This window comes from Streptomyces sp. NPDC001204 (assembly GCF_053598035.1).
In genome coordinates, this window is the sequence record NZ_JBSFJL010000009.1 from 1 (window position 1) to 20764 (window position 20764).

At 73.2% G+C, this 20764-nt stretch carries 16 protein-coding genes; 14 read left to right on the plus strand and 2 right to left on the minus strand.

Features of this window, described 5'->3' with window-relative positions:
• The 5 genes from ACWC91_RS14765 to ACWC91_RS14785 form a co-directional block, all read left to right on the plus strand.
• Positions 1-370: alpha-glucosidase C-terminal domain-containing protein (locus ACWC91_RS14765; RefSeq protein ID WP_376500621.1), on the plus strand; the 370-nt coding region annotated here is incomplete at its 5' end.
• 29 nt (positions 371-399) lie between these two features.
• Positions 400-1788 (plus strand): maltokinase N-terminal cap-like domain-containing protein, encoded by a 1389-nt coding sequence (locus ACWC91_RS14770; protein ID WP_281157452.1) that lies wholly within the window; start codon positions 400-402, stop codon positions 1786-1788.
• A gap of 4 nt (positions 1789-1792) precedes the next feature.
• Entirely contained in the window at positions 1793-4027 is a 2235-nt protein-coding gene (gene glgB / locus ACWC91_RS14775; protein ID WP_450642722.1) for a 1,4-alpha-glucan branching enzyme, read from the plus strand.
• Between the two features lie 133 nt (positions 4028-4160).
• Positions 4161-6068 (plus strand): AMP-dependent synthetase/ligase, encoded by a 1908-nt coding sequence (locus ACWC91_RS14780; protein WP_450642720.1) that lies wholly within the window; start codon positions 4161-4163, stop codon positions 6066-6068.
• A gap of 274 nt (positions 6069-6342) precedes the next feature.
• The gene (locus ACWC91_RS14785; protein WP_225079296.1) at positions 6343-6777 is read left to right on the plus strand and encodes an ATP-binding protein; all 435 of its coding nucleotides are present in this window, start codon (positions 6343-6345) and stop codon (positions 6775-6777) included.
• An 82-nt stretch (positions 6778-6859) separates the two neighbouring features.
• Here ACWC91_RS14785 and ACWC91_RS14790 read toward each other — a convergent pair whose 3' ends face one another.
• Together ACWC91_RS14790 and ACWC91_RS14795 are read right to left on the minus strand one after the other, a co-directional pair.
• Positions 6860-7231, minus strand: coding sequence for a PRC-barrel domain-containing protein (locus ACWC91_RS14790; protein WP_225079295.1), 372 nt, complete (start codon positions 7229-7231; stop codon positions 6860-6862).
• Between the two features lie 155 nt (positions 7232-7386).
• Positions 7387-7887, minus strand: coding sequence for an STAS domain-containing protein (locus ACWC91_RS14795; RefSeq protein WP_450725919.1), 501 nt, complete (start codon positions 7885-7887; stop codon positions 7387-7389).
• Positions 7888-8138: 251 nt separating this feature from the next.
• Here ACWC91_RS14795 and ACWC91_RS14800 point away from each other — a divergent pair, with 251 nt between their 5' ends.
• The 9 genes from ACWC91_RS14800 to ACWC91_RS14840 all read left to right on the plus strand — a co-directional run bounded on the left by ACWC91_RS14800 (position 8139) and on the right by ACWC91_RS14840 (position 20465).
• Complete coding sequence (locus tag ACWC91_RS14800) at positions 8139-12413, plus strand: HAMP domain-containing protein (protein ID WP_450642718.1); 4275 nt, start codon at positions 8139-8141, stop codon at positions 12411-12413.
• Positions 12414-12510: 97 nt separating this feature from the next.
• Positions 12511-14952 carry a SpoIIE family protein phosphatase gene (locus tag ACWC91_RS14805; RefSeq protein ID WP_281156642.1) on the plus strand — a complete coding sequence of 814 codons (2442 nt, stop codon included), beginning with the start codon at positions 12511-12513 and terminating at the stop codon, positions 14950-14952.
• Between the two features lie 193 nt (positions 14953-15145).
• Positions 15146-15532: an STAS domain-containing protein gene (locus ACWC91_RS14810; protein ID WP_225079292.1), complete on the plus strand. Its 387-nt coding sequence runs from the start codon at positions 15146-15148 to the stop codon at positions 15530-15532.
• Positions 15529-15684: a hypothetical protein gene (locus tag ACWC91_RS14815; protein ID WP_225079291.1), complete on the plus strand. Its 156-nt coding sequence runs from the start codon at positions 15529-15531 to the stop codon at positions 15682-15684. Before ACWC91_RS14810 ends, ACWC91_RS14815 begins: the two co-directional genes overlap by 4 nt.
• A 183-nt stretch (positions 15685-15867) precedes the next feature.
• The gene (locus ACWC91_RS14820; RefSeq protein WP_450642715.1) at positions 15868-16767 is read left to right on the plus strand and encodes an STAS domain-containing protein; all 900 of its coding nucleotides are present in this window, start codon (positions 15868-15870) and stop codon (positions 16765-16767) included.
• Positions 16764-17192 (plus strand): STAS domain-containing protein, encoded by a 429-nt coding sequence (locus ACWC91_RS14825; RefSeq protein WP_450642714.1) that lies wholly within the window; start codon positions 16764-16766, stop codon positions 17190-17192. The genes ACWC91_RS14820 and ACWC91_RS14825 overlap by 4 nt, the downstream gene beginning before the upstream one ends.
• On the plus strand, positions 17192-17632 hold the full coding sequence (locus ACWC91_RS14830; protein WP_225079288.1) for an anti-sigma regulatory factor: 441 nt from the start codon (positions 17192-17194) through the stop codon (positions 17630-17632). The genes ACWC91_RS14825 and ACWC91_RS14830 overlap by 1 nt, the downstream gene beginning before the upstream one ends.
• A complete protein-coding gene (locus ACWC91_RS14835; protein WP_450642712.1) occupies positions 17632-18699 on the plus strand; it encodes a SpoIIE family protein phosphatase in 1068 nt (355 codons plus the stop codon). Before ACWC91_RS14830 ends, ACWC91_RS14835 begins: the two co-directional genes overlap by 1 nt.
• On the plus strand, positions 18696-20465 hold the full coding sequence (locus ACWC91_RS14840) for a PP2C family protein-serine/threonine phosphatase (RefSeq protein ID WP_376500635.1): 1770 nt from the start codon (positions 18696-18698) through the stop codon (positions 20463-20465). Before ACWC91_RS14835 ends, ACWC91_RS14840 begins: the two co-directional genes overlap by 4 nt.
• Positions 20466-20764 lie beyond the last annotated feature (299 nt).

Genomic DNA, 20764 nt, shown 5'->3' on the forward strand with positions numbered 1-20764 from the left:
CGAAGCGTCGATGTCCTCCCCCTCGTCGCTGCTGCACTGGACCCGCCGCATGATCGAGATCCGCAAACAGAACCGCGCCTTCGGGCTCGGCTCCTACACCGAACTCCAGTCCTCCAACCCCGCGGTCATCGCGTTCCTGCGGGAGTACAAGGACGACCTGGTCCTGTGCGTCCACAACTTCTCCCGCTTCGCCCAGCCAACCGAACTCGACCTGCGGGCCTTCCAGGAACGCCACCCGGTCGAACTCATCGGCGGAGTCCGCTTCCCGGCCATCGGTGAACTCCCCTACCTGCTCACCCTGGCGGGCCACGGGTTCTACTGGTTCCGGCTCACCGCCGACGTCGCGTCCCGGACCGGCCGACGCGTGTGAGCGCGTGGCCGACGAAAGGAGGCGTGACCATGCCGAAGACCGCGCCGCTGACGCCGAGCGCCGGGAGCCCGGCCGGGCCCATGGCGTCGCTCGGCTCGCTGCTGCGCGAATGGCTGCCGCGGCAGCGCTGGTTCGCCGGCAAGGACCGGCCCGTCACCGATCTGCGTCTGCTGTCGATGACGGAGCTGTTCCCGGACTGTCTGCATCTGCTCGTCCACGCCGAGCACGCGGGCGTCCCCTCCGGTCCCGGCACGGTCCCCGCCCCCACCGGCACGCCCGCCCCGCCGCCCGCCGACTGCTACCAACTGCTGCTCGGCGTACGGCGGCAGCCGGCCCCGCGCCTGCACCGGGCGTTCATCGGCCGCCCCGAGGAGGGGCCGCTGGCCGGCCTCGCGATCTACGACGCGCTGTGCGACCCGCGTTCGGCCCAGCTGCTCCTGGAGCGGATGCGCCACCCCGGTGCCTCGGGCCCGCTGCACTTCGAGGCGGACCCGTCCGTACTGATCCCCGGTGCCCTGGTGCCCAGGCTGCTGGACGCCGAGCAGTCCAACTCCTCGATCGTGTACGGGGACGAGTTCATCCTGAAGGTGTTCCGCCGCATCCAGCCGGGCGTCAACCCGGACCTGGAGGTGCCGTGGGCCCTGGCCGGGCAGGACTGCGCCCGGGTGCCCGCCCCGGTGGCCTGGTTCCGCACCACGCAACCGGAGCCGGCGACACTCGGGGTGCTCCAGCCGTTCCTGCCCGACGCCGCGGACGGCTGGACGCTGGCCCTGCGGGCCCTGGCCACCGGTGACGACTTCACCACCCAGGCGCACCAGTTGGGGCAGGCGACCGCGGAGGTCCACCTGGCGCTGGCCGGTGCCTTCCCCACCGGCGCGCACCAGGACATCGCGCGCACCGCCACGACGATGACCGAGCATCTGGAGTCCGCCGCGCACAGCGTCCCCGCGCTGCGTCCGTACGCGACCCGGCTGCGCACCGCGTTCGCCGCGCTGGCCAGCTGCGACGCCGGGCCACCCGCCCAGCGCGTGCACGGCGACCTGCACCTCGGCCAGGTGCTGCGGGCCGGGCGCGAGTGGTTCGTCATCGACTTCGAGGGCGAGCCGTCGCGTCCGCTCGCCGAGCGCCGCATCCCCGAGTCCCCGGTGCGGGACGTGGCGGGGATGCTGCGCTCCTTCGACTACGCCGCCCGCCAGCGCCGCCCCTGGCGCCCGGAGTGGGCGCGCCGCTGCCGGGAGGCGTACTGCGCCGGCTACGCCTCCCGGGCCGGCTGGGACCCCCGCAAGAAACACGCCCTGCTGCGGGCCTACGAGACGGATCGGGCCGTGTACGAAGTGCTGTACGAGGCCCGGCACCGCCCCGACTGGCTCGCCGTACCGATGGCGGCGATCGAACGTCTCGCCGTGAGAGGAGGCTGAACCGGTGGCACTGCGCGACACGTCACTTCCCGAGCCGTCCGGCCCCGTCCTGCCCCCGGCGGTACGGACCCGGACGGCCCCGCCGCTCGATCCCGCCGACCGTGAGCGCCTGCTGTCCGGCGCCCACCACGACCCGCACGCGCTGCTCGGCGCCCATCCGGTGCCGGGCGGGATCGCCCTGCGGGTGCTGCGTCCCTTCGCCCGCGCGGTGAGCGTGCTCGTGGACGGCGAGCGCACCCCGCTCGCCTCGGAGGGCGACGGACTGTTCTCGGCCGTACTGCCCCTGGCCGAGATCCCCGACTACACCCTGGTGGTCGGCTACGAGCCCGACGAGTACGAGGTCCACGACCCCTACCGCTTCCTGCCCGCCCTCGGCGAGCTGGACCTGCACCTCGTCCGGGAGGGCCGGCACGAGCAGCTGTGGCAGGCGCTGGGCGCGGAGCCGATGACGCACCAGGGCGTGCGGGGCACCCGGTTCACGGTGTGGGCGCCGAACGCCCGGGGCGTGCGGGTGGCCGGCGACTTCAGTCACTGGGACGGGACGGCCTTCCCGATGCGCTCGCTGGGCGCGGCGGGCGTGTGGGAGCTGTTCCTGCCCGGGATCGGCGAGGGCGCGAAGTACAAGTTCGAGATCACCTCGCAGTACGGCGGCCGGTTCCTCAAGGCCGACCCGATGGCACGGCGCACCGAGGTGCCGCCCGCCACCGCGTCCGTCGTGACGGCCGCCCACCACGAGTGGGGCGACCAGGAGTGGATGGCGCACCGCGCGGACATCCCGGTGCACGAGGCGCCGTTCTCGGTGTACGAGGTCCACCTGCCGTCCTGGCGACCGGGGCTGACGTACCGCGAACTGGCCGAACGACTGCCCGCGTACGTCAAGGACCTGGGCTTCACGCACGTGGAGCTGATGCCGGTCGCCGAGCACCCCTTCGGGCCGTCCTGGGGCTATCAAGTGACCTCCTACTACGCACCGACCGCGCGCCTCGGCTCGCCGGACGACTTCCGGTACTTCGTCGACGCCTGCCACCGGGCCGGGATCGGCGTGATCATGGACTGGGTGCCGGCGCACTTCCCCAAGGACGACTGGGCGCTGGCCCGCTTCGACGGGGACCCGTTGTACGAGCCGGGGAACGCGCAGCGCGCCGAGCACCCCGACTGGGGCACGTACGAGTTCGACTTCGCCCGCACGGAGGTGCGCAACTTCCTGGTCGCGAACGCCGTGTACTGGTGCGAGGAGTTCCACGTCGACGGCCTGCGGGTGGACGCGGTGGCCTCCATGCTCTACCTGGACTACTCGCGCGACTCCGGCCAGTGGACGCCCAACGCGTACGGCGGCCGGGAGGACCTGGACGCGGTGGCGTTCCTCCAGGAGATGAACGCCACCGTGTACCGGCGCGCCCCGGGCGTGGTGACCATCGCCGAGGAGTCGACCGCCTGGGGCGGGGTGACCGCGCCGACCGACAGCGGCGGCCTGGGCTTCGGGCTGAAGTGGAACATGGGCTGGATGCACGACTCGCTCCAGTACATGAGCAAGGAGCCGGTGCACCGCAAGTACCACCACCACGAGATGACCTTCGCGATGGTGTACGCCTACAGCGAGAACTACGTCCTGCCGATCTCGCACGACGAGGTGGTGCACGGCAAGCGGGCGCTGGTGTCGAAGATGCCCGGCGACTGGTGGCAGCGACGCGCGAACCACCGCGCGTACCTGGGCTTCATGTGGGCCCACCCGGGCAAGCAACTGCTGTTCATGGGCCAGGAGTTCGCTCAGGGAGGCGAGTTCTCCGAGCAACACGGGCCCGAGTGGTGGCTGCTCGACGAGGACTACTGCGCCGCGGGCGACCACCGCGGGGTGCGGGACCTGGTGCGCGACCTCAACACGCTCTACCGGGCCACACCGGCCCTGTGGCAGCGCGACACCCGGCCCGAGGGCTTCCGCTGGGTGGCCGTGGACGCCGCCGACGACAACGTCTACGCGTTCCTGCGCCACGACGCGGTCGGCGCCCCGCTGCTGGCGGTGTCCCACTTCTCCCCCGCGGTACGCGAGGGCTACCGCCTGGACGTGCCGGGCGGGATCACCGCGTGGCGCGAGGTCCTGAACACCGACGCCGCCCGCTACGGCGGCGGCGGCGTCGCCAACCCCGGGCCGCTCGAACCCGAGGGCGGGCCGGAGGACGGGCACCTCAGGATCACGCTGCCACCGCTGGCCACGCTCTGGCTGACTCCGCACCCCGCCTGAGCGGGCGGGGGCGCGGGGAACGGGGCTACTTCCCGGTTCGGGGCCCGTGACGCGCTGACCTGGGCTACATTCGATCCGCGTCGACCACCCCACTCATCGGCGGAGTCACCTCCGTAAACCCCAGGAGCAGCGCATGCGCGACTTCGCCCTCGCTCCGTCCGCCGTCGCCCCGCTCACCGGCGGGCTCGCCGACAGCGTCTTCGAGACCGCGGAGACCCGTCCCACCCTGCCGGTGCTCGCGCGCCGCGCCGACCCCTCCTCCCCGGTGTGGGAGGAGGTGACCGCCGTGGAGCTGCGGGACCAGGTGATCGACCTGGCCAGGGGGCTGGTGGCCGCCAGGATCTCGCCCGGCCACCGCGTGGCGGTCATGGCCCGCACCCGGTACGAGTGGACGGTCCTCGCGTACGCGCTGTGGGCGGTCGGCGCCGAGGTCGTCCCGATCTACCCGACCTCCTCGCGCGAGCAGGTCGAGTGGATCCTGCGGGACTCCGAGTGCGTGGCCGTCGTCGTCGAGGACGAGCAGGGCGTGATGACCGTCGGCCCGGTCTGCGCGACGCTGCCCCGGCTCCAGCACGTGTGGCAGCTGGACGCGGGGGCGCTGGAGCACCTGGTGGAACGGGGGGCGGTGATACCGCCGACCACGGTGAACTCGCTGCGCCGGATCGTGCTGCCGGACGCGACCGCGGCGATCGCCTACACCTCCGGCACGACGGGCCACGCCCTGGGCTGCGCGCTGAGCCACCGCGCGCTGGCGAGCCCCTGCGACACGCTGCTGGCCAGCTGGGGGCACACCGCCGCGCCGCCCGGTGAGCAGGCGTCGGTGCTCGCCTTCCTGCCCCTCTCGCACGTGTACGGACTGATGGTCCAGGGCCTGTGCATCCGCGGCGGCATCCTGATGGGCCACGAACCGGAGCTGGGCGAGGAGGCACTGACGTCGGCGCTGCGCACGTTCAGGCCGACGTACTTCTACGCCGTGCCCTCCGTCTTCGAGAAGATCTACAAGAACTTCCTGCACGCGGCCGGGCAGGCCGGCCGCGGCGCGCTGTTCGAGCGGGCGGCCGACACGGCCCGGGACTTCGCCGCGGCGTCGGAGCGGCAGCGGCTGGGCCGGGGCCCGGGCCCCGGGCTCGACCTGCGGCTGCAACACGCCCTGTACGAGCGGACGGTGTACCGCAAGCTGCGGACCGCGCTGGGCGGCAGGGTGGTCCGCGCCACCTCCGGCGGCTCCCCGCTGAGCCGCGAACTCACCCTGTTCTACGAGGGCATCGGCATCTACGTGCACGACGGATACGGGCTCACGGAGACCGCGGGCGGCATCACCATGCAGCCGCTGGGCCGGGAGAAGTCGGGGACCGTCGGCACGGCGCTGCCGGGCACGGCGATCGAGGTGGCGGACGACGGGGAGATCCTGGTCCAGGGGCCGTCGGTGTTCCAGGGGTACGTGGGCGACGAGGACGCGACCGGGGCCGCGCTGCGCGGCGGCTGGCTGGCCACGGGGGACATCGGGCAGCTGGACGCCGAGGGTTATCTGACGATCACCGGGCGCAAGAAGGACATCATCGTCACCAGCGGAGGCAAGAGCGTGGCCCCGGCGCCGCTGGAGCAGCGGCTGCGGATGCATCCCCTGGTCCACCAGGCGGTGGTCGTGGGCGACAACCGGCCCTGCGTGGGCGCGCTGATCACCCTGGATCCGGAGTTCCTGGCCCACTGGCGTGCGGCGCTGGCGTTGCAGGGGGACGCGCCGGGGCAGGAGGCGCGCGAGGAGAACGCGCTGCGGGAGGAGATCGAGCGAGCCGTGGCCGCCGCGAACAGCGCCGTCTCCCGGTCGGAGTCCATCCGGGTCTTCCGGGTGCTGCCCACGCCCTTCGACGTGGCCAGCGGGCTGCTCACACCGTCGATGAAGCTGCGCAGGGACGTCATAGTGCGGCACTACGCGGTCGAGATCGACACCATGTACCAGGCGCGGACCCGCTCCCCGCGCCGGGACACCGCGCACGACCCGATGGCCGACTGGGACGACTCCGACAACGTCTTCCGCTGACGCGGGACGGGGAACACGGGACCCGTACGGGGCCGGCTGACCGCTGCCCTTTTCCCTTCCGCCGGCATGCTCCCGACCTGGCGCCGACGCTGCCGTCAGCCTCCTGTCGGCTTCGTGCTGCCCGCTCCGTACCGTCGTCCGCCCCCTGCCGACTGCCTGCCCTCCGCTGCCCGCGACGCCCAAGCGTAGGCTCCGCGCCCCTGGGAACAAGACAGTGGACGCAAGGGAAAGAAAGGACGACAGCCCGGCCGACGGGGCCGGGCCGGAAGGCGAGATGGCATTCGAGCCGCCTGGGGACGACACACTGGCCAGCGAGGGCATTCCCAGCCGCACCGCTCGCTTCGCGGGTGCGTTGCACCATGTCACGGGTGCGCGACTCGCCGCGGAGGAGTTCCTCGACGAGGTCGCACGGCTCTCGCTGCCGGCGGCACCCGAGTACTGGGACGACATCCTGCTGGTCGTCACGGAACTCGCGGCGAACGCGGTGCAGTACGCGCCGGGGCCGTTCGAGCTGCGGATGCGGCGTACCTTCGACGGGGTGCACGTGACGCTCAGCGACACCAGCACCACACGGCCGGCCCCGCGGCCGTTCCGCCCCAGCCGGGGCGGCGGCGGCATCGGCTGGCACCTGATCCACACCCTGTGCGACCAGGTGAGCGTGGTGGTCAACGATCACGGCAAGGACGTGCACGTCTTCCTGCCCTGGTGAGCCCCGATCACCCGGAGCCCCGGCTGCGAACGGGGTCCGGGCTCGTCGCGGTGCCGCGACCCGCCTCGCGGGCCGCGCCGGTTCAGGCGCTGGTCGCCTCGCGGGGCGGAAGCGCGCGGTAGTAGGCAGCCACCCGCGTCAGATACTCCGGGTCCCTGGTCTCGCTGTCGGTCCTGAAGGGCGGCGCCGCCTTGATCTGCCCACGCGAACAGGCCACCGTGATCCTCCGCTCCGCGCGGTCGATGCCGGCGACCATGCCGACCGGCACCAGCATGCTCCTGCCGAACACCCACACCCCGGTGTCCACGACCAGGTGCCGCATCCCGGAGTGGCCGCCCTCCCGGTCCACGTGGCCCACGGTGCCGTCGGTGGCGACGACGGTGAAGCCGGTCAGGTCCTCTTCCTCGGTACGAGCGACCTGCGGCGGATACGACCAGATTCTGTCTATGGTCACGCTGCTCCTTCCTCCCCGGGCTGACGTGTCACGAGCCTCGGGCCGGCGGTCCCGGTCCGTCGGCTCCCACCGCACCAACTACCCTTCTCCGACCACGGCATTCGGCGCCGCGCCGGGAAGAGCGGGGGTGCGGGAGCCGCGGTCGCCACGCGGGCTCAGATCGCCGGCGGACGAGCGGGCCCGGTGGCGTCCCCGGGCGCGGAGATGTTCTCGGGCGGGCAGGTGTTCCAGGGCGGGCAGGTGTTCCCGGGCGGACCGGTGAGCAGTTCCAGCGTTCCGGTCATGTCCAGCAGCCGTTCCAGGACGGCCGGACGCTCGTCCAGGTGAAGTGCGACGCCCGCCTCGTCCAGGAGGCGCCGGATCTGGAGCAGCGCGGACAGGCCGGAGGAGTCGACGCTCTCGAGTCGCGAGAACTCCAGGCGTACGGCGGCGACCGGGTGCCGTGCCGCGTGGCGCCGGGTGAGCACCACGGTCACCGCGTCCAGGAGTTGGCCGCGGGTGAGGTAGTCGAGGTCGCCTCCCACGCGAACCACGGCAGCGGATCCACGGGTCTCCACGGAGAGGCTGAAGGGCGAAGGCGGCATTGTTGTCATACGGGGTTTTCCGGGGCCGGGGTCTTCGGGTTCTTCCGCACGGGGCGCCATGCGGTACGCCATGCGGTCAAAACGTCCGCGTACCCCTGAACCACCAGGTCATGCACGGCGTACGGGGGCGAATTCACCGGGCCGGATATTGACGCACGTGTTTTGTTCGGGGCGGTCCGAGTGGGTTAGCCTGCGGCGTATTTCTCATCAGCAGATCCGTGAAATCGCGGAAATGCACGCACGTCGGCGGGCCCGCGGCGGCCCGTTGGAGATGTCCGAGTCCTCACCGGCGGGGACTCCTGGGGAGCGGGACGAGGGTGCGCATGACCAGCGACAGAACCGAGGTCCTCGACGCCGTTCCGGGCGACCGGGAGCTGCGGCAGCTCCTGGCCGGCCTGACGGCCGTGCGGGACGGCGACTTCGGCACGCGCCTGCCGGAGGACGCCGACGGACTCATGGGCGACATCGCGACCGTGTTCAACGGGATGGTCGACCAGTTGTCCGTGTTCACCTCCGAAGTCACCCGGGTGGCCCGGGAGGTCGGCACCGAGGGCACGCTCGGCGGTCAGGCGGAGGTGCCGGGGGTCTCGGGCACCTGGGCCGATCTGACCGACTCGGTCAATGCCATGGCGGGCAACCTCACCACCCAGGTGCGCGACATCGCGCAGGTGGCGACGGCGGTGGCCAAGGGCGATCTGTCGCAGAAGATCGACGTGCCCGCGCGCGGCGAGATCCTGCAACTGAAGGAGACCGTCAACACGATGGTCGACCAGCTCTCCGCCTTCGCCGACGAAGTCACCCGCGTCGCCCGGGAGGTCGGCACCGAAGGGCGCCTCGGCGGACAGGCCAAGGTGCCTGGAGTGGCGGGTGTGTGGCGGGACCTGACCGACTCCGTCAACTTCATGGCGGGCAACCTCACCGCCCAGGTCCGCAACGTCGCCCAGGTGACGACCGCGGTGGCCAAGGGCGACCTCTCCCAGAAGATCACCGTCGACGCCCGCGGCGAGATCCTCGAACTCAAGAACACCATCAACACGATGGTCGACCAGCTCTCCGCCTTCGCCGACGAAGTCACCCGCGTCGCCCGAGAGGTCGGCACCGAAGGACGCCTCGGCGGACAGGCCGACGTCCAGGACGTCAAGGGCACCTGGCGGGATCTGACCGACTCCGTCAACTTCATGGCGGGCAACCTCACCGCCCAGGTCCGCAACGTCGCCCAGGTGGCGACGGCGGTCGCCGAGGGCGACCTCTCCCAGAAGATCACCGTCGACGCCCGCGGCGAAATCCTCGAACTCAAGAACACCATCAACACGATGGTCGACCAGCTCTCCGCCTTCGCCGACGAAGTCACCCGCGTCGCCCGAGAGGTCGGCACCGAGGGACGCCTCGGCGGACAGGCCGACGTCCAGGGCGTCTCCGGGACGTGGAAGGACCTCACCGACAACGTCAACGTGATGGCGTCCAACCTGACCGGGCAGGTCCGCTCGATCGCCCAGGTCGCCACCGCCGTGGCCCGCGGCGATCTGTCCCGCAAGATCACGGTCGAGGCCGAGGGCGAGGTCGCGGCGCTGGCCGACGTGATCAACACGATGGTCGACACCCTGTCCGCGTTCGCCGACGAGGTCACCCGCGTCGCCCGGGAGGTCGGCACCGAGGGACGCCTCGGCGGGCAGGCGCACGTGCCCAACGTCGCGGGCACCTGGAAGGACCTGACCGACAACGTCAACTCGATGGCGAACAACCTCACCGGTCAGGTGCGCAACATCGCGCTGGTGACGACCGCGGTGGCCAGGGGCGACCTGTCGAAGAAGATCGACGTCGACGCGCGCGGCGAGATCCTGGAGCTGAAGACGACCATCAACACGATGGTCGACACCCTCTCCGCCTTCGCCGACGAGGTCACCCGCGTCGCCCGAGAGGTCGGCACCGAGGGACGCCTCGGCGGACAGGCCGAGGTCGAGGGCGTCTCGGGCACCTGGAAGCGGCTCACGGAGAACGTCAACGAGCTGGCCGGCAACCTGACCCGGCAGGTGCGGGCGATCGGCGCGGTGGCCAGCGCCGTGGCGGAGGGAGACCTGACCCGCTCGATCACCGTGGAGGCCTCCGGCGAGGTCGCCGAACTCAAGGACAACATCAACTCCATGGTGGAGTCCCTGCGCGAGACCACCCGGGCCAACCAGGAGCAGGACTGGCTCAAGTCCAACCTGGCGCGGATCACCAGCCTGATGCAGGGGCACCGCGACCTGCCGGTCGTGGCCGAGCTGATCATGGATGAGCTGACCCCGCTGGTGTCGGCCCAGTACGGCGCCTTCTATCTGGCCGAGGACGGCGAGCGCGGCCCCGAGCTGCGGCTCGTCGGCTCCTACGGCAGGCCCGACGACGACCGGCCCACCCGATTCTCCTTCGGCCGCTCGCTGGTCGGCCAGGCCGCACGCAGCCGCCGTACCATCACGGTCGGCGAGCTGCCGGCGGGGTACGTCACCATCTCCTCCGGACTCGGCCAGGCGGTGCCGACCGCGCTGATCCTGTTGCCGATCCTGTTCGAGGACCAGGTCCTCGGCGTCATCGAGCTGGCGTCGGTCACCGCGTTCACTCCGGTCCACCGGGACTTCCTGGAGCAGCTGCGCGAGGCCCTCGGGGTCAACGTCAACACCATCGTGGCCAACGCCCGCACCGACGAGCTGCTCGACGAGTCCCAGCGGCTGACGGCCGAACTCCAGGCCCGCTCGGCCGAGTTGCAGTCCCAGCAGGACGAGCTCCAGCGCTCCAACGCCGAACTGGAGGACAAGGCCTCGCTGCTGGCGGAGCAGAACCGCGACATCGAGGCGAAGAACCTCCAGATCGAGCAGGCCCGGCAGGAACTGGAGGCCCGCGCCCAGCAGTTGTCGCTGGCCTCCAAGTACAAGTCGGAGTTCCTGGCGAACATGAGCCACGAGCTGCGCACCCCGCTCAACAGCCTGCTCATCCTCGCCCAGTTGCTCGCCCAGAACCCCTCGCGCAACCTCACGCCGAAGCAGGTCGAGTACGCGGGGATCATCCACTCCGCGGGCAGTGACCTGCTCCAGCTGATCAACGACATCCTGGACCTGTCGAAGGTCGAGGCGGGCAAGATGGACGTCACCCCGGAGCGGGTGTCACTTCGCCAGCTCATCGACTACGTCGAGGCCACCTTCCAGCCGATGACGACGCAGAAAGGCCTTCAGTTCGCGGTCACCACCGCGCCGGGCGCGCCCGCTGACCTGCTCACCGACGACTCCCGGCTGCGCCAGATCCTGCGCAACCTGCTGTCCAACGCGGTGAAGTTCACCGAGCAGGGCGGCGTCGAGCTGTGCATCGAACCGGCCGCGGACGACGAGGTGCCCGGGGGCGTCGTGCGGGGCGGCGCGGTCGTGGCCTTCCGGGTCAAGGACACCGGAATCGGCATCCCGGAACAGCACCTGGAGACGATCTTCGGCGCCTTCCAGCAGGCGGACGGCACCACCAGCCGCAAGTACGGCGGGACCGGCCTCGGGCTGTCCATCACGCGGGAGATCGCGCACCTGCTCGGCGGTGCCGTCGCCGTGGACAGCGTGCCCGGCCGGGGCAGCACGTTCACGCTCTTCCTGCCGGTGGCCCGCCCCGACTTCGAGCAGGTGCTCGGCGGCGGCAGGACCCCGCAGAAGGCCCCGGCCGAGCTGGTGCCGGCCGCCGCGGCGGACCGGGAGGCCGGGCGGGCGCACCCGGGCGGCGACGGGCCGCGCAGGCGGCGGCTGCTGATCGTCGAGGAGCGTTCCCGCGGGCTGCTGACCCTGGTGGCCGAGAGCGTGGTCGCGGACGTGGTCCGGCACAGCGCCGACGACGCGGGCGCGCTGCCCACCGTGGACGTCATCACCGCCATGGGGGCGCAGGAGGCGGCGGGGGCGCTGGCCGCCGAGCCGTGCCACTGCGTCGTCCTCGACCTGGACATGCCCGAGCGGGAGGCGTCCCGGTTCCTCCGGGCGCTCCAGGGCGACTCGGCGCTGGCGGGCGTACCGGTGCTCGTGCACAGCGGTCAGCGTCCGGACGTGGCCCGGGCGGAGGCGCTGCGCTCGCGCGGGGACGACGGATCGCTCGAATTCCTCTCCAGCCTCGACGAGTTGCGCGAGCGCATCGCCCTGCACCTGTCGGCCGAGGAGCCCGGGGACGTGCTGTCCCCGGTGCGGGCCGACGAGCCGCAGGACCTCGCGCCACCCGTCGACGGTGCCTTCTCGGGCCGTACCGTCCTCGTCGTCGACGACGACGCGCGCAACCTGTTCGCGCTGAGCGGAATCCTGGAGCTGCACGGCTTCCGGGTGCTGCACGCGGAGAACGGGCGCAAGGGCATCGAGACGCTGGTCGGCAACCCCGACGTCGCGCTCGTCCTGATGGACGTGATGATGCCGGAGATGGACGGCTACACCGCGACGTCCGAGATCCGCAGGCTGCCGCAGTACGCCGAGCTGCCGATCATCGCCGTCACCGCGAAGGCGATGCCCGGGGACCGGGAGAAGTCACTGGCGTCCGGGGCGAGCGACTACGTCACCAAGCCCGTCGACACGGACGACCTCATCGCCTGCGTCCGGCACTGGCTGTCCGCGTGAGCGCGTCGGCGCCCGCCCCGCGCAGCGGCGGGGCGGGCCCGGGCCGCCGCTGCACCTCCCGCACCCCAGCGCCGTTCAGCCGAGGAGCTTGTCCATCGTGAGCACGTCCGAGCAGCAGCGCGAGCCGGCCGGCGCCGGGCCGGTTCCGGAGCCGTCCGCGCCGGGGGCGAAGCCGCCCGCAGGCGGCCCGGCACCGGCCGATCCCCCGGGGGCCTCCCCCACGTCCCCCGTGGGGCGGCTGGCCGCCACCGTGGAGCGGCTGCGCCGCGAAGTGCGCGCCGCGCAGGCGGAGGCCGAGGGCCGGGCCCTGATCGAACTCGCCAAGGGCATCCTGGTGGAGCGGCTGGGCTGCGGTCCGGCGCAGGCCAGCCGGCAGCTCGCCGAGCTGGCCGGGCAGGCACGGGTGACGCCGCTGGAGTTCGCGGTGGAGGTCATCAACCAGGCCGCCCGCGACCGCGTATCCGAGGTCACCGACGCCTTCCTGGCCGCCGCCGAGGGGGCGGCGGAGCGCGACTCGGCCGTGCGGCTGCGGGCCGCGGAGAGCGGAGCACTGGCGGCGGACGACACCCAGGCCGTCGCCGACTCGCTGCTGGAGCACGCGCTGCGCCCGCTGGGCGCGGTGGCCGTGGCGGTCTGGGCGGCGGGCGCCGACGGCTCACTGGCCCTGTCGGGCAGCGCCGGTTTCTCCCCGGCGGAGGCCACCCGGTGGCGTTATGTGCCGCCGGATGTGGCCACCGTGGCCCGCCGTGGACTCACCGAGCGCACCGGCCAGTGGTTCACCTCTCTCGCCGCGACCGGACTGCCCACCATCGGTCGGCACCTGCACCCGGACGGGGGCCGGGTGGCGGTGCCCGCCGGCACCGGCGGCCGGATCCACGGGGTGCTGGAGATCGCCTGGCCCGGACCGCTGGAGCCGCAGCCGCCCCAGGTCGTACGCCAGGTGGAGGCCCTCGCCGAACTGTGCGCGCACACCCTGGAGACGTCCGCGCCGGGCCGGGACGCGGGACGGGAACCGCGGGTGCTGCCGGACACCGCCGAGCTGATGGACCTGGCCGACGGGCTGCACGACCCGGCCCTGGTGCTGGTCCCGCACGTCGATGGCGACGGGCAGCTGGTGGACTTCCGCATCCAGCACGTCAACAGCCGCTTCCTGGATCCGGCGGGCCGGCCGCGGGCCGTGGTCAACGGCGCGCTGCTCCTGGAGGCCTTTCCCATGGCCGCCGGGAAGAGCGAGCTGTTCCAGCGGGTGGAGCGGGTGTACGCCACGGGTGAGGTGTACCGGGCGCACCGGATGCATCTGACGGCGCTGGTCGACCAGGTGCCCCTGTCGGCGGTGGCGGACATCAGCATCAGCCGGCACGGCGGCAGCGTGCTGCTGATATGGCGCATCGAGGACGAGACGGCACGGCTGGCGAGCCTGCTCCAGCACGCGCAGCGCCTCGGCCGCATCGGCGGCTTCGAGGAGAACCTGCTGACGGGCGAGATCACCTGGAACGACCAGTTGTTCGGCCTCTACGGCCGCGCCCCGTCGAGCACCCCGGTGCCGCTGGAGGAGCTGCCCGCGCACGCCCACCCGGACGACGCCGTGGCCATCGGGCGGTTCCTGCGCACGCTGCTGCACCACCGCCACCCGGCCTCCGCGGCCTTCCGGCTCCAGCGGCCCGACGGGGTGACCCGGCACATCCGGGTGGTGGCCGAGCCGGTCCTCGACACCGACGGGCGGCTGTTCGTGGTGCGCGGCGCCTACCAGGACATCTCCGCGCAGCACTGGACGGAGGTCGCGCTCGCCGCCACGCGCGACCAGCTCGCGCACACCGAGCAGCAGGCGACCGAGCGCAACCGGCTGACGCTCCAGTTGCAGCACGCCATCATGCCGCCGACCCAGGCGCCGCTGCGGGTGAGCGGGCTGGAGGTCGCGGTGCGCTACCGGCCGGCGGAGACCGAGCAGTTGGTGGGCGGCGACTGGTACGACGCCGTGGTGCTGCCCTCCGGGCTCGTGCTGCTGTGCGTCGGCGACGTCGCCGGCCACGGCATCGAGGCGGCCACCAGCATGGTGGTGCTGCGCAACGCGCTGCGGGGCCTGGCCGTGACCGGGGCCGGGCCCGGCCAGCTGCTGTCGTGGCTCAACATCGTGGCGCACCATCTGACCGGCGCCGTCACCGCCACCGCGGTCTGCGCCCTGTACGACCCCCGGCGGCGCACCCTGCGCTGGGCCCGGGCGGGGCATCTGCCGCCCGTGCTGGTCCGCGGCGCGGAGGCGGCGCCTCTGCCCCTGGTCCGGGGCATGCTGCTGGGCGCGGTGGCGGAGGCCGCGTACGAGGAGGCCGAGCTCCGGTTCGCGCCGCAGGACACGCTCCTGATGTACACGGACGGTCTGATCGAGCGCCGGGACCGCTCCGTGGAGGAGTCGCTCAGCCATCTGCTGACCACGGTCCGTTCGGCGCCCGGGCCCCTGGACCAGCAGCTGGACCGGCTGCTGACCTACAGCAGGTCGGACACGGACGACGACACGTGCATCGTGGGCATCCGGGTCGCCTGACGGCGAGCGGTCGCGGCCCGGTCCGAGGCATGGCGGCCCCGTTCAGGGGTAGGCGCGGATGCGCAGTGCGGGGAGTCGCCCGTCGCCGGTGATGCGAAATGGATCACGTCGCCGGTGCACGACAGGTGTGCGTCGAAGGCGTCGACGGGGGTAGCCGCCACTGGCCGGCCGTCAGCACCCGTTGGAGGTATCCGTGCCCCTTGCCCACAATCCGCTGTCCGTGGAGGTCACCCTGCCCCGGGAGGATGTCGCCCTGCTCACGGTCGAGGGTTACCTGGACGTCGACACCGCGACCGAGTTGCAGGCCCATCTGGCCAACCAGCTCCACCACGGCCGGCGGCACTTCCTGCTGGAGCTGTCCGCCGTCCCCTTCATGGACTCCTCGGGGATGAACATCATCCTGCGGGTGTACCAGGAGGCCCGGGAGCGGGCGGGCAGCGTGCACATCATCGCCCCGGCCCCGGCGGTGCTGCGGATCCTCGATCTCACGGGGGTCAGCATCACGGTGCCGGTCTCGCGGACCGCCGAGGAGGCGCTGGCCCTGGTGGACCGGCAGCCGGAGGAGCCGGAGGCGAAGTGAGCGCGTCGGTGGGCGCGGGGAGTGCCACGGAGACGGGCGCCGTGGACGCGCGGCCCCACAGGACCTCCAGCAGCTCGGCCGCCGTGAAGGTCGCGCGCGCCATCTCGCCCGGCGGGTGGGAGGACGTCACGCCGACGCTCTCGCAGGGTTGACGCGGGCTTTCGGCTCGCCCCGGTGCCCCGTCCCGACCGGGTTCGGGGCCCGGGTCGCGCCGTCCGGACACGGTGTCGTGCGAGGTCGGCCTGTGGTTACAGTTGTCGCCCGGCAACGGTCGCACCGCCGTGCCGCCCGGGGGCGGATTCGCAACGGTGCAACGCGGATGAGGAGTTGAGCAGGTGCCGGAGCAGGCAGCGGCAGCACAGCACGGATCGCCGGCGCACGTGGTCGCGGACTTCCTGCGCCGCCGCGGGGAGCAGATCGCCCAGCGGTGGGCCGAGGAGCCGCTCTTCCGGACCGTGTTCACCGTCTCCCGGGACGAGGCGGTGGAGGCGGGCCGCGCCGTCGTCGACGCCCTGGCCGAGGTGGCCGCCTCCGAGCGGGTGTCCGACCCGGACGCCCACGGTTTCCTGCTGGTGCGCGAGCAGTTGGCGCGGATGGGCGCCGCGCGCGGCAGAACCGGCCTGACCGCCTCGGAGGTCTCTCGGGACGTGGACGCCCTGCGGCCGCCCGCGGTGGAGCTGCTGACCTCCGAGCTCGTCGACGCCCCGGCGGAGCAACTGCGCGAGTGCGTCGGCGTCCTGACGGTCCTGACGGGCACCCTGCGCCTTGTGGTGATGCAGACGGCGCTCAGTGAGGGACAGGCCCTCATCGACCGTCAGCGGCTCCAGCTGATGGAGGTGGCCACTCCGGTCATCAAGCTGTGGGACGGCATCGTCGCGGTGCCCCTGATCGGAACGCTCGACAGCGCCCGCAGCCAGGTGGTCATGGAGACGCTGCTCGAGGCGGTCGTCGACCAGCAGGCGCGCTACGCGATCCTCGACATCACCGGGGTGCCCACCGTCGACTCGCTGGTCGCCCAGCACCTGATGAAGACCGTGGCGGCCACCCGGCTGATGGGCGCCGAGTGCGTGGTCTCCGGCATCCGCCCCGCCATCGCCCAGACCATCGTCCACCTCGGCCTGGACCTGGGCACGGTCGTCACCCGCGCGACCCTCGCCGACGCGCTCGCCCACGCCCTGCACCAACTGGGCGCCGACATCGTGAGCCGGGCACCGCATGGTGTGGGTGACCGGTGACCGACCGTTTCCCGACGCCCGGCGCGGGACACGTGCCGGTGCTCCGACTCGGCGACGTGCTCCTGGTCACGCTCCAGGGAGATCTGCACGACAGCACCGCCGAACAGCTCCAGCAGGACATCGGCGAGGCCATCGCGAACAACGCGGCCACGGGGGTGGTCATCGACATCTCCGGTGTGGAGATCGTCGACTCCTTCCTCGGCCGGGTGCTGGCCGAGATCGCGGCCAACGCCAAGCTGCTGGCCGCGCAGACCGTGGTGGCGGGGATGCGTCCCGCGGTGGCCATCACCATGGTCGAACTGGGTCTGACGCTGCCCGGACTGCGCACCGCGCTCACCGCCGAGGACGCCCTGCGGCTCGTCACCGGGCACACCGGGCGCACCGCGCTCCCGCGCCCCGGCGGCGCCCGGGCGGGGAGCCGGTGATGGAGACAGCAGCGGGCGTCCAGGCCTGCCTGCCGATCCGGTCGGACATGGATCTGGTGTGGGTGCGGCAGCATGTGCGCCAGGCGGCCGCCCGGCTCGGCTTCGGCCTGGTCGACCAGACGAAGCTGATCACCGCGGCCAGTGAGCTGGCTCGCAACACGCTGGTGCACGGCGGGGGCGGGCGGATGGAGGCGGCCCTCGTCGTCGACGGGCACGTGCACGGGCTCCGGCTGGCGTTCAGCGACGAGGGGCCGGGCATCACGGACCTGGACCGCGCGCTCAGCGACGGCTACACCTCGGGCGACGGTCTGGGCATGGGCCTGGGCGGCGCCCGGCGCCTGGTGCACGAGTTCACGATCGACAGCATCCCGGGCGCCGGCACCACGGTCACCGTCACCTCCTGGGCGACCCGGGCGCCGCGGCCGTACGAGGGGCCCTGATGCCGCGCGTCTGGGAGGTCCCGGTGCCCGACTCGACGCGGGTGCGCGACGCGCGGGTCGCCGCCGAGGACGCGGCCGCGCTGGCCGGCCTCGGCGAGTCCCGCACCGCCGCCGCGGCGCTGGTGGCGACCGAACTCGCCACCAACCTGCTCAAGTACGCCGAGGGCGGGCGGCTCCTGATCGAGGTCGTGCCCCCGCCGTGTGATCCGGGCGGGCACGGCGATCCGGCGCCGGTGGTGCAGATAGCGGCCGTCGACCACGGTCCCGGCATGGCCGACGTCGTCGCCGCCCGGCGCGACGGGTTCTCCACCAGCGGGTCGCTCGGAGCCGGACTCGGCACCTGCCATCGCGTGGCCGACGAGTTCCACCTGCACAGCGCACCCGGCCGGGGCACGGTGGCCCTCGCCCGGGTGGGCGCCGCCGTACCGCGTGCCGTGGCCGTACCGCGGCCGGCCGCGGTACGGGCGGGCGGTGTCACCATCCCGTTCGCGGGGGCGGAGTACTCGGGTGACGCCTGGTCCTGGGCCGGCGCCGAGGACCGGGTGACCCTCATGCTGGCGGACGGTCTCGGCCACGGCCGGGAAGCGGCCCGCGCCTCGTCGGCGGCGGTCGAGACCCTGCGCCGCTCGGCCCGTCTGACGCCGGCCGAGCTGCTCCGGCGACTCGACACGGCGCTGCGCGGCACCCGGGGGGCGGCCGTCGCCGTGGCCCAGCTGGACCTGCGGGCCGGGCGGCTGCGCTTTGCCGGTATCGGCAACGTGGGGGCCCGGCTGCGTGAGGGCGGCACCTGGCGTCATCTGCTGTCCCGGCCGGGCATCGTCGGCGTGCACCGGCCCACGACGCTTCCCGAGACCGAGGTGCCCTGGGGGGCCGACCGCCTGCTCGTTCTGCACAGCGACGGCCTGCCCAGCCGGTGGGCGCCGCCCGGCGCGGCCGCTCCGCTCACGACGACCGACCCCGCGGTGACGGCCGCCGTGACGGTGCGTGACGCCAGCAGCTCCGCCCGCCCGGTCCGGGACGACACCGCCGTGGCCGTTCTGACCCCCACCCCGCCGGACCGCCCATGACGCACACCTCGCGGATCACCACCGTCACCGACGCCGCCCGGGCCCGTGTCGCCACGGTCCGCGCGGCGGCCGCGTACGGGGTGCCGCCGCTCGAACGGGCCCGCCTGGCCACGGCCCTCAGCGCCCGCCTGCGGCAGTGCCTGACCGAGGGCGGCACCTGGACGGTCGTCCTCGGGGCCCGGTCCCCGGCCCCCGGAGGGGACGCGGGCACGCTGCAGGTCACCGTGGCCCCGGCCGGTGGCACGCGGGACCACGGGGAACCGCCGTGGCGGATGTCCGTGACCTGCCCGGAGGCCGGCGCGCCGCCGGACCCCGTGGTGCCCGACGACACGGCCCTCCTGGCCGAGGCGCTGCTGGGCGCCGACGAGGACACGGCGGTGGCCCTGGGGAAACTCGCGGAGCAGGAGGAACTGGTCGCCTTCCACCGCGAGGAGCTGCACCAGACCAACCAGGGAGTCCTCGCCCTGCACGCCGATCTGGACACCGCCTGGCGCGCTCAGCGGGAGGCCTTCGCCGCCGAGCGCGCGGCGCGCACCGAGGCGGAGGAGGCCCGCCGCAGGCTGAGGTTCCTGGCCGACGCCAGCGCGCTCCTGACGACCTCCCTCAACCACGAGGAGATCCTGCGGCGGCTGCCGGACCTGCTGGTGCCCGGGTACGCCGACCGGGTCGACGTATGGCTGTTCGACCACGAGGACGAGCGGCTCCGGTCCGCCCCGCATCCGGCGGCCGCGGTGCTCGCGGCCCGTACCGGCCGGCCGCAGTACGCGGCGGACCACCCCGGCGACCTGCCGGGCGTCGACGACCAGCCGCCGTCCGCGCTGAACCCCGGCCGGCCCCTGCTGTGCCTCCCGCTGCTCGCGCGGCGGGCACCGCTCGGGGTGCTGACCCTGTCGCCGCCCGGTGCGCGCTGGGACCCCGACGACGCGGTCATGCTGATCGAGCTGGCCCGGCGGGCCAGCGTCGCCCTCGACAACGCGCGCCGCTTCGAGCACAACCGCGACATCGCCGAGACGTTGCAGCGCGCGCTGCTCACCGATCTGCCCACCACGCCGGGCCTGCGCCTGGCCGCGCGCTATCTGCCGGCCACGCACGGGCTGAACATCGGCGGGGACTGGTACGACGCCTTCCGGCAGCCCGACGGGAGCCTGATCACCGTCATCGGGGACGTCACCGGCCACGGGCTGCACGCGGCCGTGATGATGAGCCAGCTGCGCACCGCGCTGCGCGCCTACGCCGTCGACGGCGGCAGCCCCGGCCGGCTGCTGACCCGGCTCCACGTGTTCCTGCACCATCTCCAGCCCGACCTGTTCGCGACCGCGGTGATCGCCCGGTTCAGCCCGGACGATCCCACCGTCACCTGGGCCGCCGCGGGCCATCCGCCGCCCGTGCTGCGGCTGCCGGACGGCCGGGTGCGCGTCCTCGACGCCAAGCCGGGCGCGATGCTCGGCATCCCGCTGAGGCAGGAGATCGAGGACCACTCGGTGCACCTCTCCCCCGGCGCGACCCTGGCGCTGTACACGGACGGTCTCGTGGAGCGCCGGGCACGGGGCATCGACCCCGGCATCGACCGCCTCGCCGCCGCCCTCGAGGCGTTCGACCCGGCCGATCTGGACACCGACCTGGACGGCTCGGCGGACCGCATCCTGGGCCCGCTGCTGAGCGACTCCGAACGCGACGACGACGTCTGTCTCCTGCTCTGCCACATCGACCGCGCGGCCGGCGGGGAGCCGGGCCGGGTACCGGCGGACGCTGACCACCTGCGGTAGCGCCGCGCGGCGCGGTACCCCGCACGCGGCCGGCCGGGACGAACGGGCCCTCCGGCTGCCCGTGAGCGCTTCCGGTACGGCACCGGTACGGCACCGGATCCCGGGAACCCGCCGAGGCGGCCCCTGCCGTACGGCCGCGTACCCGGACGGCGGGGACGACGGCGTCCGGTGCGCACGCGGCCCGGTGGGGGCATCGTTGTGCTCGACGGACTCGGTGGACTCGACGGACTCGACGGATCAGTGAGGTGCGAAGCAGTCGTCCACGGGCAGACGCAAGGACGTCGATGCAGCCGCGCGGA